13 protein-coding genes and 3 tRNA genes are annotated in these 12,886 nt (G+C 62.9%); 5 read left to right on the top strand and 11 right to left on the bottom strand.

The window, feature by feature from the left end; genetic code table 11:
- Positions 1 to 130: 130 nt before the first annotated feature.
- From ACEE23_RS04190 to gyrA, 6 genes are all read right to left on the bottom strand, one after another.
- Positions 131 to 203 (bottom strand) — tRNA-Ala (locus tag ACEE23_RS04190).
- Positions 204 to 268: 65 nt separating this feature from the next.
- Positions 269 to 529: a hypothetical protein gene (locus tag ACEE23_RS04185; protein ID WP_368521638.1), complete on the bottom strand. Its 261-nt coding sequence runs from the start codon at positions 527 to 529 to the stop codon at positions 269 to 271.
- A gap of 138 nt (positions 530 to 667) precedes the next feature.
- Positions 668 to 740, bottom strand: a tRNA-Ala gene (locus ACEE23_RS04180).
- Positions 741 to 748: 8 nt separating this feature from the next.
- Positions 749 to 825: transfer RNA gene (locus ACEE23_RS04175), tRNA-Ile, on the bottom strand.
- Between the two features lie 86 nt (positions 826 to 911).
- A complete protein-coding gene (locus ACEE23_RS04170; RefSeq protein WP_368520637.1) occupies positions 912 to 1,247 on the bottom strand; it encodes a DUF3566 domain-containing protein in 336 nt (111 codons plus the stop codon).
- Positions 1,248 to 1,250: 3 nt separating this feature from the next.
- Positions 1,251 to 3,806 (bottom strand): DNA gyrase subunit A, encoded by a 2,556-nt coding sequence (gene gyrA, locus ACEE23_RS04165; protein ID WP_368520638.1) that lies wholly within the window; start codon positions 3,804 to 3,806, stop codon positions 1,251 to 1,253.
- A gap of 100 nt (positions 3,807 to 3,906) precedes the next feature.
- Here gyrA and ACEE23_RS04160 point away from each other — a divergent pair, with 100 nt between their 5' ends.
- From ACEE23_RS04160 to ACEE23_RS04150, 3 genes are read left to right on the top strand one after another with little or no spacing between them, the layout of a single operon-like run.
- Positions 3,907 to 4,116 carry a CopG family transcriptional regulator gene (locus tag ACEE23_RS04160; protein WP_368520639.1) on the top strand — a complete coding sequence of 70 codons (210 nt, stop codon included), beginning with the start codon at positions 3,907 to 3,909 and terminating at the stop codon, positions 4,114 to 4,116.
- A complete protein-coding gene (locus ACEE23_RS04155; protein WP_368521636.1) occupies positions 4,113 to 4,382 on the top strand; it encodes a cell filamentation protein Fic in 270 nt (89 codons plus the stop codon). Before ACEE23_RS04160 ends, ACEE23_RS04155 begins: the two co-directional genes overlap by 4 nt.
- Positions 4,383 to 4,388: 6 nt before the next feature.
- A complete protein-coding gene (locus tag ACEE23_RS04150) occupies positions 4,389 to 4,835 on the top strand; it encodes a DUF6918 family protein (protein ID WP_368520641.1) in 447 nt (148 codons plus the stop codon).
- On the opposite strand, the gene ACEE23_RS04145 is transcribed toward ACEE23_RS04150, so the two are convergent.
- Positions 4,795 to 5,991, bottom strand: a complete 1,197-nt coding sequence (locus ACEE23_RS04145; protein ID WP_448871338.1) for a hypothetical protein — start codon at positions 5,989 to 5,991, stop codon at positions 4,795 to 4,797. The two genes, ACEE23_RS04150 and ACEE23_RS04145, sit on opposite strands and share 41 nt — an antisense overlap.
- A gap of 104 nt (positions 5,992 to 6,095) precedes the next feature.
- Positions 6,096 to 6,659 carry an ABC transporter ATP-binding protein gene (locus ACEE23_RS04140; protein ID WP_448873538.1) on the bottom strand — a complete coding sequence of 188 codons (564 nt, stop codon included), beginning with the start codon at positions 6,657 to 6,659 and terminating at the stop codon, positions 6,096 to 6,098.
- Between the two features lie 195 nt (positions 6,660 to 6,854).
- On the opposite strand from ACEE23_RS04140, the gene ACEE23_RS04135 reads away from it, so the two are divergent.
- Both ACEE23_RS04135 and ACEE23_RS04130 read left to right on the top strand, forming a co-directional pair.
- Entirely contained in the window at positions 6,855 to 8,057 is a 1,203-nt protein-coding gene (locus ACEE23_RS04135; RefSeq protein ID WP_448871342.1) for a sensor histidine kinase, read from the top strand.
- Positions 8,058 to 8,079: 22 nt separating this feature from the next.
- Positions 8,080 to 8,724: a response regulator gene (locus tag ACEE23_RS04130; RefSeq protein ID WP_448871344.1), complete on the top strand. Its 645-nt coding sequence runs from the start codon at positions 8,080 to 8,082 to the stop codon at positions 8,722 to 8,724.
- Positions 8,725 to 8,805: 81 nt separating this feature from the next.
- Here the strand turns inward: ACEE23_RS04130 and gyrB are convergent, their stop codons facing one another.
- From gyrB to recF, 3 genes are all read right to left on the bottom strand, one after another.
- Positions 8,806 to 10,878, bottom strand: coding sequence for a DNA topoisomerase (ATP-hydrolyzing) subunit B (gene gyrB, locus ACEE23_RS04125; RefSeq protein WP_368520642.1), 2,073 nt, complete (start codon positions 10,876 to 10,878; stop codon positions 8,806 to 8,808).
- 114 nt (positions 10,879 to 10,992) lie between these two features.
- Positions 10,993 to 11,697 carry a DciA family protein gene (locus ACEE23_RS04120; protein WP_368520643.1) on the bottom strand — a complete coding sequence of 235 codons (705 nt, stop codon included), beginning with the start codon at positions 11,695 to 11,697 and terminating at the stop codon, positions 10,993 to 10,995.
- Positions 11,697 to 12,881 carry a DNA replication/repair protein RecF gene (recF, locus tag ACEE23_RS04115; protein WP_448871347.1) on the bottom strand — a complete coding sequence of 395 codons (1,185 nt, stop codon included), beginning with the start codon at positions 12,879 to 12,881 and terminating at the stop codon, positions 11,697 to 11,699. Before recF ends, ACEE23_RS04120 begins: the two co-directional genes overlap by 1 nt.
- Positions 12,882 to 12,886: the final 5 nt, after the last annotated feature.

The raw sequence follows: 12,886 nt of genomic DNA, 5'->3' as shown, positions 1-12,886 counted from the left end.
TTAAAAGCTGAAGCGAATATATTTGTCAGCGCCGCCACCCGAAGCGCCCCAAACAGGTGGGAGGCGAGGACAAAAATAAGGACCTGACCCCCGGAAAACAACGTTTCCGGTGCCAGGTCCTGCGCGGTAGTGGAGCTAAGGGGAATCGAACCCCTGACCTTCGCATTGCGAACGCGACGCTCTACCAACTGAGCTATAGCCCCATTATGTCTTTAAAGCGTACTCCGGTGGGGCCGGTGCCTAAAAATCGGGGCGCCCAGCTGCGGCTTTAGGCGAATTCGGGAATCGGCTTCAAGCGCATGTGGGTGACCTTGACGTCTTCGCCGTAGCCCATCTCATCGATGTGGTTGGCGGCGTCCTGGAGAGTGCGCATGACTAGTTCGCGGGCGGCGTCGTAATCGTCGAAGGTATCCAGGATCTCCAGATCCTGGTCGCTGCGCTGGGAGACCACCACATAACGGGAGCCGGCGGGCGCTTCCACCCGCAGCTTGGTCTCGGCAAACGGGTGGTTGAAATAGAACTCGGCCATAATTATTTTTCCTGCACTCTCTGCCGCGCACGGCATAAGGTTTTCATTAATCGGTGAACACCAGACTAGTACGATCCTCGGGACCGGGCAGGGAAAGAAAAAACGCCAGGCGGATTCGCCTGGCGTTTGTGGTGATTGTGGAGCATAGGAGAATCGAACTCCTGACCTCCTGCTTGCAAAGCAGGTGCTCTACCAATTGAGCTAATGCCCCATGTTCCGTGGTGGGCCTAGCTGGAATCGAACCAGCGACCTCATCGTTATCAGCGATGCGCTCTAACCGACTGAGCTATAGGCCCCTGTGTGGAACGACTATGAACTTTACATACCCCCTTCAACCTTTAGCAAATCGCCAGGTCAAAGAGGGTATTCACGGAAAGTTTACCTAGTCATCGAAGTCGCAAGTAAACCCACCGAAAAGCTCCGCGATGGCGTTGTAGATAATCGCTATCACCGGAACGAAAATGGCTACCAAGATAGCCATGATGGCGCCCACGAGGGCGCTGGCGGAAAAGACTACGCCGAAGGTGACATGAAAATCACCGCCCACGTCACCGACCAGCGCGTTGACCGAGTCCCAGATGCCGGCGGCAGCCATGCCGAAGTAGAGCAGGGTCACGGCCAGCAACCAGGCGATGAGCCCGACCAGGGCCATCGCCATGCCAACCTTGAAGGCGGAGACCGGTACGATGCGCGAAAGCGTTACTTCCCGTCGTGCCATGTATTACTCCTCGTCCTTGGCGGAATCGTTCGCCTTGAGCTGTTCGGCCTGCACGTCTTCCACGGTCTTTTCGCCCTTAGCTACTGCTTTGGCTTCTTCTTCGCCGCTTTCTTCGACGTTGCGGTCGATGGCCAAAAGCTCCACGCCGTCGGCCAGGTTGACCAGGCGCACGCCCATAGTAGCGCGCGAGGACGGGCGAATCTGGTTGACCTCGGTACGGACCACGCCGCCGGCGGAGGTGATGGCGAAGATCTCGTCTTCCTCATCCACCGAGATGGCGGCGATGAGCTTGCCGCGCTTCGGGTTGTACTTGAAGGTCATCACGCCCATGCCGCCGCGGCCCTGCGGGGTGTATTCCTCGATGGCGGTGCGCTTGCCGTAGCCGCCGGAGGTGGCCACCAGCAGGAACTCGCCGTCGTGGACGACGGACATGGACAGCAGCTGGTCGTCGCCCTTGAAGCGCATGCCCTTCACACCGGCGGTCGCGCGACCCATCGGGCGCAACTGGTCGTCGTCGGCGGTAAAGCGAATTGCCTGGCCCTGCTCCGAGGTGAGCAGGATGTCGTCGCCTTCGCCCACCAGGGACGCGCCGATCAGCGCGTCGCCCTCGTTCAGGTTGATGGCGATAAGACCGGCCGAGCGCGCCGACTCGTAGTCGGTCAGGCGGGACTTCTTAACCCGGCCCTGCTGGGTGGCCAGCACCAGGTACGGGGCGTCCTCGTAGGACTGGATTTGGATGATCTGGGCGATCTTTTCCTCCGGCTGGAACTCCAGCAGGTTGGCCACGTGCTGGCCGCGGGCGGCGCGGCCGGCCTCCGGCAGCTCGTAGGCCTTGAGGCGGTAGACCCGGCCGAAGTTGGTGAAGAACAGGATCCAGTCGTGGGTGGAGCAGATGAAGAAGTTCTTGACGATGTCGTCCTGCTTCAGCTCCGCGCCGCGCACGCCCTTGCCGCCGCGCTTCTGGGCCTTGTAGGAATCCACCTTGGTGCGCTTGGCGTAGCCGGTGCCGGTGATGGTGACCACGACGTTTTCGCGGGCGATGAGGTCTTCGTCCGTGACGTCGCCGGTCGCGGCAACGATCTGAGTGCGGCGATCGTCGCCATACTTTTCCACGATCTCGGCGAGCTCGTCGTGCACGATCTGGCGCTGGCGGGTCTCGTTGGCCAGGATGTCCTTCAGGTCGGCGATGACTTCTTCGATCTCGGCCAATTCGTCGACGATCTTCTGGCGCTCCAGGGCGGCCAGGCGGCGCAGCTGCATGGCCAGGATGGCGTCCGCCTGGACGTCGTCCACGTCCAGCAGGGACTTCAGGCCCTCGCGGGCCTCGTCCACGGTGGGACTGCGGCGGATGAGGGCGATGACCTCGTCCAGCATGTCGAGGGCCTTGACCAGGCCGCGCAGGATGTGGGCGCGCTTCTCGGCCTCGTCCAGGCGGAACTGGGTACGCCGGACGATGACCTCGATCTGGTGGGCCACGTAGTAGGACAGCATTTGATCCAGGCGCAGGGTGCGCGGCACGCCGTCGACGATGGAGAGCATGTTGGCGCCGAAGGAGGTCTGCAGCTGGGAGTGCTTGTAGAGGTTGTTGAGGACCACGCGAGCCACGGCGTCGCGCTTGAGGGTGACGACAATGCGCATGCCCACGCGGTCGGAGGACTCGTCCTCAATCTTGGAGATGCCGGCGATCTTGCCGTTGGCCACGGACTCCGCGACGTTGGAGATGAGGTTATCCGGGTTGACCTGGTAGGGCAGCTCGGTAATAACGATGGTCTGGCGGGAGCCGTGCTCCTCGATGCTGGTCACGCCGCGCATGCGGATGGAACCGCGGCCGGTGGTGTAGGCGTCCTTGATGCCGTTGTCGCCCACAATCAGGCCGGCGGTCGGGAAATCCGGGCCCTTCACGCGTTCCATGCAGGCGGCCAGGGCTTCTTCCTCGCTGGCGTTCGGGTTGTCCAGCAGCCAGTAGATGGCCTCGGCCAGCTCATTAAGGTTGTGCGGCGGGATGTTGGTGGCCATGCCGACGGCGATACCGCCGGAGCCGTTCATCAGCAGGTTCGGCACGCGGGACGGCAAAACGTCCGGCTCCGAGGTCTTACCGTCGTAGTTCGGGGAGAAGTCGACGGTGTTTTCGCGGATATCGCGGACCATCTCCATGGCCAGCGGCGTCATCTTACACTCGGTGTAACGCATGGCGGCCGGGCCGTCGTTGCCGCGGGAACCGAAGTTGCCCTGGCCGTCAACCAGCGGGTAGCGCATGTTCCAGGACTGCGCCAGGCGGACCAAGGTGTCGTAAATGGCGGAGTCGCCGTGGGGGTGGAACTGGCCCATGGTGTCAGAGACCGGGCGGGCGGACTTCACGTAGCCGCGCTCCGGGCGGTAGCCGGAGTCGAACATCGCGTAGAGGATGCGGCGGTGCACCGGCTTCAGGCCGTCGCGGACCTCCGGGAGGGCACGGCCGACGATGACGGACATGGCGTAGTCGATATAACTCGACTCCATCTCCTGGTTAATATCAATCGGAAAAATCCGATCGAAATCTTCTTTATTGTTGTCACTCATAACCACCTATTGTACTGGGACAAAGGCGCAGACGGGCATTCACGGGCCCAGAATATCCCGAAAAGGTCATATCTGGTATCACGGTGATACCATTTCGGGCATGGCCATGACCTTGCGACTATCCCCCGATCTAGACCACGCGCTGACCCTGCTGGCGTCCGCGTGGGGCACCTCCAAACACGAGGCCGTCGTCCGCGCCGTGACTTTGGCGGCCGCCCGCACGCTTAACGATGCCGCCATCCAAGACCTCGCCCGCTCGTTGCTGCCCGGCCGCGCCCAGCTGGAATCCGAAATCCGGTCCGCCCGATGAGCCCGGAACAGCTGCTGCTCGTGGCCCGCGAATACCAGCGTCTGCACCCGGCGGCTCGCGTGAGCAATTTCGCGGCACTGGCCGCGGCCTCAGCGGCCGCCCACGCCCACATCGACGGCATCGCCGTGCACGCCTCTGACCTGACCGCCGCCCGGGCCTTGCGCACCTGCCTGCGCGCCTTCCCGGCGCTGAGCACCGGCAACGAGGATTTCGCTGAGCTCAGCGCGCGCGTCTTCCTGCGCGCTCGGGAGCAACCGGTAGATTGATCTTCTATGACCGCAACCAATCTCTCTCCCCTGCTCAAAGAACCCCGCCGGAACTCCACCGTCTCCGACCTGGAAAAGCTGGCGGACAAGATCATCGATAGCCAGACCGGCATAAGCGGCTTCGCCTTGAAGGCCGCCCTCAAGGCGGCCACGAAGGTCCGCCCCAACGTCTTGGCCCAGGCCATCGACCGGCTGCTGCCCGACGTGCTGGGCGAGCTGGAGGGCTACTGGCAGGAGTTTTCCGGTAGCAACTCCGACGACTTCGGCGTCTTCCTGGCCCCGCGCAGCCAGCAAGTCACCGACAGCCTGCTGGCCGTGGCCGACCAACACGCTGAGAAGGTCAACAACGCCACCCTCGCCAAGGCCTACCAGAGCCTGCGGGGCAAGGCCGCCGGCCTGCTGGAGCCCTACGTCACCGACATGGGACAGATCCTGCAGCGCAACCTGGGTTAGACGCGCGGCTCACCGCAATCTTCATCGCTGTGGTCACCAGGAACATGGCGGCGACGACGATGAGGACGGGGGACCACCACAGCTGGCTCCACCATCCGGGCGGGAAAAAGCCGTGGCCCAGGGCGGCGTGGAGAGGCGCCACAATGGCAATGCCCAGCGCCACAAAGGCACTAGCCGCCACGACTGTAAGAAATGTTGCTTCCCACATCTGAAGCAGTAGTTGCTGCCTCCGGCTTGCCCCAGATAGGAACAATCCGCGGGAGTCTCGCCGGGCCCGTCGTCGCAGCAACAACGGGGTGACGCAGGCCGCAACGAGCGCGGGGCCCAGCACCGGGGCTAGGACGACGACAAAGACGCCGGGGCTGCTATAGCTTGCGCCCTGCTCTGCTCCCCCGATCCGCAGCGCCGAACCGACGCCGAAAAACAACGTGCCGACCAATACCCACGGCACGATCTGCGGGGCTGCAAAGCGCACCCGGGCCCGCAGGTTGGCTGCCGCGACCTGTGCCAAAGGCCCGGCCAGCCGTCCCGCGCGGGTCAGCTGTATGAGGGGCGGTACCAACCATCCCCCGAAGACGACGAAGGCCATAATCAGGCCCATGCCCCAGGACATCACCTCGTCCGGCTCAGTGATCTTCCTAGCTACGGCCGGATAGATTAAGGCGGCCAACAGGCCGTAGGCGATAACCGTCCGACCGACCCGCCAGGCTTTCGCCCACGGGCCAGCCTCCGTTTCCGGGAACGGCGGGACACGAGCCGGCTCTCTCCGTGAGACCCGCCATAGCGGCAACCACCCTCCGACGATGCCCGCACCAGCGCAGACCCACGTAGCAATAGCTTCCGCGGGAAAGTCTTCGGAAGGGTTACCGAGCGGAATTCCATCGGCACGTAATTGCTCCAGCGCGGGCTCGACAAACCAGTGGGCCTGCTGAGCGCCTAGGAAAGGCCCGAGGAGGCACACCGCCATGATGAGCACGCCTAACAGTACAAAAACCAGCCATCCTGGCATCCCGCTAAGCTTCCAACGCGCAAAGGTATATGCCCGCTCGGTGATAATCAGCCGAAGCTGCGAGAAGCTCACTGCCACAATCACCAGTACCGCCATCCCCAAGATGCTGCCGCCCAGGGCACCAGCCTCATCACCGCCGGCATCCAAGAGCAACAGGGCTAGTGCAGCGCTTAATCCTCCCATCGCCATGGACACCGCGACCGCCACCCAGGACCAAGCGCTAGCGACGAATTCACTGTATAAGACATAGGCTATTCCACGTCCCATGCTGACACCCTCCCCAAATCGATGATCCGGTCGGCCCGTGCAGCGGCTGCCTGAGAGTGAGTCACCATCACTACGGTGCTGCCCTGCTGAGCAGCTTGTCCTAAACAATCCAAGACCGCGGACGCACTCGTATCGTCGAGGGCTCCGGTGGGCTCATCAGCAAAGATATAGGGGACTTCCGCGATGACCGCTCGGGCAACGGCTACCCGCTGCTGCTGCCCGCCCGATAGTTGATGCGGTAAGCGTTCTTTCAGGCTTTCTATACCCAGCAGCCGGAATGTGCGGTCGACGACCGCCTTACTCACCTTCCGACCGATGAGACGGCTAGTCAACTCCGCGTTGTGTCGTGCGTTAAGCGCCTCGAGGAGGTTGTAATCCTGGAAAATGAAGGCACGTTGCCGGCGGCTCGGGGCATTGATGTCGCCGCTGGTCGGGGTATCCAATCCCGACAGTAGGTTGAGCAGCGTGGTTTTGCCGGAGCCAGACGGCCCGATCACGGCCACGAACTCACCCGGGGCAATGTCGAGGTCGAGGTTCTGAAAAACCATCTGCGACCCGAATTTCTTGGTTACTGTCCTTGCGTGTAGCCCAGGTGACGCATCCGCCTGGGACTTCGTTGTCTTCTGCATGGTTACAAGTTCACTCCGCGGCAGCCGGATTAAACAGGGCGCTGGGTGGCGTGATTGTTGGGGAGCTAGCTCTACTGTGCCAGCGGTCAAGACCTAATAAGCTGTCTAAGCATTATGGACCAATCATCAGTCTTCGCCGGATTTCGGCCCGCGCCGTGGAAACTCGTCGCGAGCGGGTGTACGTGGCGCGCGATGGGGATTAGCTTTGGCCTGGCGCTTGCCGCGCTGCCGATGATGCTGTGCTCTTTAGTGCTGCTGCCCTGGCTCCCGCTTGTCGGACGCGCGGTAGCGGCGCTCGGTCGGGCGTGCGCGGGGGTAATGGGAATTGATATTGCTCCCCGGCCAACCAGGGGGATGATCAACGGCCCGCAGCTTATCCATCTGGTAATTCAAATTCTGCTGGCCGCCGTCAGTGTGATTATGTGGTTTGCCGCGGTGCTTTTCATCCCGTTGCTGTTTGCCATGCCGTTCATCTTTGTAAGCTCCATCGATAGCCAGTTTGACGTGGGATTCTGGTCGACCGACAACCCGGTCCTGGTCGCCGCGGCGTGCTGGCCGCTAGGGATAGTCTTGTTTATCGTCCTGCTCTACGGGAGCTGGGCTATCACCGGTCTGTCCGTCAAAGCCACGTCAGTCCTGCTCAGCCCGAATCAACAGGAAGTGGACTCGCTTCTCGCCTCGCGCGCGACCGTCATCGACGCTTTCGACGGCGAGCGCCAGCGCATAGAGCGGGAGCTGCACGATGGCCCGCAGCAATACCTGACTGCGCTGCAGTTGAATCTCTCCACCCTAGAGCTGGCGTTAGAGTCTGACCGCGACCCCGAGAAGGCTCTGCGCTCCGCGCGGCATAATGCGGCTGAGGCCCTGGCGAGCCTCCGCGCCACGGTTCGCGGGATCTCGCCCCAAGTCCTTTACGATGAGGGCCTGCAGGCTGCTATCGACGAGTTGCTGGTGCATAGCGGCCTGGATACGACACGCTCCTTTTCCGGCCGCGAACGTGGGCTAGACGCTACCTCGGCGCTGCTGGCCTACCACTGCGTGGCCGAAGCGTTAACCAATGCCACGAAGCACGGTAAAGCCCAGCGTGTGGCGGTGCGCGTCGAATGGATGGCAGACTCTGTCCGCGTCTCCATCGCGGACGATGGTCAAGGTCCGCCGGCCACCCCGAGCACCTCCGGCACCGGTCTAGTGGGACTGCGGGAACGGGCGGCTGACCTGCACGGTACGTTGACTCTACTGCCCGATGTCCGGCTGGGTGGGGCACGCCTCGAACTCACCGTGCCCTATCGCAACCTGCAGGAGCGAAAAGATGACTAAGAGCGATTCCACTACTCGGCCATTGACTATCGTGTTAGCGGAAGACTCTGCCCTTTTGCGCGAGGGTCTCCGTGAGCTCTTGTCTGCACTCGGGCACGAGGTGCATACCGCTAACGATGCCGACCAGCTCAAACAACAGGTCCACCTGGTCCAACCGGATATCGTGGTCACGGATGTTCGCATGCCCCCGGAACACAGGGACGACGGATTGCGCGCTGCTCACGACCTGCGGAGTGAATGGGAGGCTACCGGGGCGGGTAACCTGCCTGTGGTGGTTTTGTCCCAGTACGTTGCCGCCAGCTACCTCGACTCCCTGCTCGAGCACGGCGGGTTCGGATACCTGCTGAAAGAACGTATCGCGGACGTAGCTGAACTAAACCGTACCCTGGGCGAGGTAGTAGGTGGTGGAATCGCCGTGGATCCCGAGGTCATTTCTTCACTTCTGCAATCGCGTCGCTCCGGTATAGCCAACCTCACCCCGCGGGAGACAGAGGTCCTAGAACTCATGGCACAAGGCTTGAGCAACGGCGAAATCCAACAGCGCCTCGTGCTTACCGCCGGTGCCGTCAGCAAACACGTGGCCAACGTCTTCATGAAACTGGGCTTTAGCCCCCAGGACGACAACCGCCGCGTCAAAGCCGTGCTGTTGTGGTTGCGTCACCACTAAACGCGCCACCTAAAAGTCCCACCAGCACCTGCAAACGCAAAAACGGCAGCAGGAGTAGCACTCCCACTGCCGTTGGCCTCCTTAGACGTCGAGGAAACGGACGTCCTTGGCGCGGCGGGTGATAAACGAACGGCGAGCCGAAACGTCATCGCCCATGAGGATGGAGAACAGCTCGTCGGCGCGCTGGGCGTCTTCCAGATCCACGCGGCGCAGGATGCGGGTCGTCGGATCCAGGGTGGTCTCCCACAGCTCCTTGGCGTTCATCTCGCCCAGGCCCTTGTAGCGCTGGATGCCGTCGTCCTTGTTGATCTTGCGGCCGGCGTTCAGGCCCTCCTGAAGCTGCTCGTCGCGCTCGTCGTCGGAGAAGGCGTAACCCGGGGTGCCCTTGGACCACTTCAGCTTGTAGAGCGGCGGGTTAGCCAGGTAGACGTGGCCTTCCTCAACCAGCTGCGGCATGAAGCGGAACAGCAGGGTCAGCAGCAGCGTGGCGATGTGCTGGCCGTCGACATCCGCGTCGGCCATCAGCACGATCTTGTGGTACCGCAGCTTGGAGATATCGAATTCCTCGTGGATACCCGTGCCCAGCGCGGTGATGATGGCCTGGACCTCGGCGTTTTTGAGCACCTTGTCCATGCGGGCCTTCTCCACGTTCAGGATCTTGCCGCGCAGCGGCAGGATCGCCTGGTAGAGGGAGTCACGGCCGGCCTTAGCGGAACCACCTGCGGAGTCGCCCTCCACGATGTAGAGCTCCGAAATCTTCGGGTCCTTGGAGCGGCAATCCGCCAGCTTGCCGGGCAGGCCGCCCAGGTCGGTGGCGGACTTGCGGCGGACCATCTCGCGGGCCTTGCGGGCGGCCTGGCGCGCGTGCGCCGAGGAGACGGCCTTGTTGATGATGGCCTTGGCCTCCGCCGGGTTGGCGTCGAACCAGTCGTTGACGTGCTCGTTGACCGCGCGCTGCACGAAGCCCTTGATCTCGGAGTTACCCAGCTTGGTCTTGGTCTGGCCCTCGAACTGCGGGTCGCCGACCTTGACGGAGATGACCGCGGCCAGGCCCTCACGGCAGTCTTCGCCGGAGAGGTTGCCGTCCTTTTCCTTGAGCAGTTTGTGCTCCTTGGCGTAACGGTTCATCAGGGAGGTCAGCGCCGCGCGGAAGCCCTCCTCGTGAGTACCGCCCTCGTAGGTGTTAATCGTGTTCGCGAAGGTGTGGACGGACTCCTTGTAGCCCTGGTTCCACTGCAGCGCGACCTCGACCTCGTGATCCTCACCCATGGCGTCGAAGCTGACGATGGTCGGGTGGATCGCAGTCTTGGTCTTGTTGAGGAACTTCACGTAGTCCACCAGCCCCTCGGGGTAGTAGAACGTGGCCTTCTTCTGCAGCTTCTTCTTCGGCTTGTCCTCCGCCTGCTCCTCGGCGGATTCCGGGTCGGCCGGATCCTCGTTGATGTCGGCGTCGTCGAAGGAGGCGGCATCCAGCTGCGACTCCCCGGACTCGGCCTCGGCGATGGCCTCGAGCTCGAGCTGCTCCTGGGTCACGCGCTCGTCCACCAGCTCGATGGTCAGGCCCTTGTTCAGGAAGGCCATCTCCTGCAGGCGACGCGCGATCGTGTCGTAGTCGTAGTCGGTGGTTTCGAAGATCTCCGGATCCGCCCAGAAGCGGACGGTGGTGCCGGTCCCGCGGGCGTTGCCGCCCTCGACCAGGTCCTCCGGGATGGCGTTGACGAAGTTCTGGTACCAGTGCTTCCCGTCGCGCTTGATCTCCGCCTCCACGCGTGTGGACAGCGCGTTGACCACGGAGATACCCACGCCGTGCAGGCCGCCGGAAACCGCGTAGGAATCCGAGTCGAACTTGCCGCCCGCGTGCAGCTGGGTCATGACCACCTGCACGGTGGGCGCGCCGGAAGCGTGCATGGAAACCGGGATACCGCGGCCATCATCGATGACCTCTACCCCGCCGTCCTTGAGCAGGCGCACGGTTACCTTGGTGGCGTAACCTGCCATCGCCTCATCGACCGAGTTGTCCACGACCTCCCAGATCAGGTGGTGCAGGCCGCGTATGCCGGTGGAACCGATGTACATGCCCGGGCGTTTGCGAACTGCCTCGAGACCTTCCAGGATCGTAATTGATCCGGCATCATATGCTGGTTGTTCAGCCACGGAACTACGTTCTCCTTTTGGCTATAGCTAGTTTTAAGACCTTCATCATTCTACACTGTGGTCCCCTACCGAAGGCCAGCTACCACGCCTTAAAACCGCCTTTTAAGGGCTAATTTAGCCGTAGGTGTCTTGGGAGCCTTGAGGTTTGACCCACATCCGGCCCTGGTAGTTGCGGTGTTGCTTGGGGCCTACGATCTTCAGCTCGGTGACGACGTCGGGGCCGATGGTCTCGGCGATTCGCTTGATGATCTGATGCTGCAGGTAGCGCAGCTCCGTGGCCCAGTTGGAGTTATCGGTCTGGATATAGACCGTCTGCCCATCAATCTTCTCCGGCCGGGTGTGCGCGGCGATGCGCTCTCCGACCAGCAGGGCCCAGTGCCCCATGATCCAGCCATGGGCCAGGTCCTGCTGCCACCCGCGCTCGATGATCTCGCGGCCCAGCGCCATGCCGAGGCTGGGGACGCCGATGGAGCGTGCCACCCGGCGGCCGTCGGCGCCGCTGGGGCGGCCCTCCTGATAGCCCTGGTAATTGTCTATCTCGGTATACCGCTTGAGCGAGGAAATCGAGTGAATATCCCGCTCGTCGCCGGTGTCCTGGGTCTCCTCATCCGCGTCGCATTGTTCACGCTTCTTTGAGTTTCCCAACAGCTTGCCGGCGATGCCGGGTACCGAAAGGTCCTCGCGGCCGGGTTCCATCCGCAGCTTGCGGGCCCGGCGAGCCAGCTTGGGCGGGTTCTTGGCCGTCAGGCGAATGCGGTGGAAGAACTCACTGACCGGGTCATCGGGATCAAATTCTTCGCGTTCTACCCAGCGCGCCACTACTGCTCCTCCGGGGCGTCCGCGGAATCATCTTCCGCAGAGATTTCCGAGATTCGGCCCTCGTCGGTATCGCGCACAGTGACCTCGTAGCGGTGGATGGTCTCGAGGTTGTCCGGCAGGTCCTCGTCCACCGCGGCGGTGATGAGTACCTGTTCGGCGTCGCTGGCTAGGTGCACGAGCTTCTGGCGCCGCTTCGCATCCAGCTCGGCAAAGACATCGTCCAGGATCAGCACCGGGTCGCTTCCCTCCTGGCGCAGCAGGTTGAACTCCGCCAAGCGCAGGGCGATGGTGTACGACCAGGTCTCGCCGTGGCTGGCGAAGCCCTTGGCCGGCTGCGGTCCCAGGTTCAGGACGAGATCGTCGCGGTGCGGCCCGACCAGGGAAATCCCGCGTTCAATCTCCCGGTTGCGAGCGTTGCCCAGCTCCGCCAGCAGCACGGCTTCTAAGACCTCGCGGTCGCTGGTGTCGATCGTGGACTTGTAGCTAATCTCCGCCGGGCGCGACTCGGGAGCCAGCCCCGCGTAAGCGGCGGGGATGAGCTCGGAGAGGGCATCGACAAGCTCGAGACGGGCGGCAATCACCTGGGCGCCCAGGTGCGCCAACTGCCCGTCCCACACGTCCAAGGTGGAAAGCGCCGAGGCTCCTTCGTCGTCCTGGTAGCCGCGGCGCAGGGCCGGCGATGCCGACTTCAGCAAGGCGTTGCGTTGCTTGAGCACCTTGTCGTAATCCGCCTTGACCCCGGCTAACCGCGGGGTGCGTGAGGCGATGATGGTGTCCAAGTAGGCCCGGCGCTCGGCCGGCTCGCCGCGGACCAAGGCCAGGTCCTCCGGGCAAAAGAGCACGGTCTTGACCACGCCCAACAGCTCGCGGGGCGAGTTCAGGCGGGTGCGGTTGATCTGGGCCTGGTTCGCGGCATGGGGCTTGAGCAGCAGGTGCGTGGTGAGCTCCCGGCCCTGGTTGACCGCGGTGATGGAGACGCGCGAATTCTGGGCGCCCTGGCGGATGAGCGGGGCGTCGTGGTTAACGCGGTGCGAAGACAGGTGGGCGGTATAGCCCACCGCCTCCACGATATTCGTCTTGCCGAAACCGTTGCGGCCCACGAACAGGGTGATCCCCGGCTCGAGCTGTAAGTGCAGGTTGGGCCAGGAACGGTAGTCCCGCAGATCCAGATCGCGAATATACATGCGTT

It is taken from the genome of Corynebacterium sp. 32222D000AT (assembly GCF_053546955.1).
Note: the sequence above shows the minus strand (reverse complement) of the source record. Positions and strands in the feature narration are given on the sequence as shown.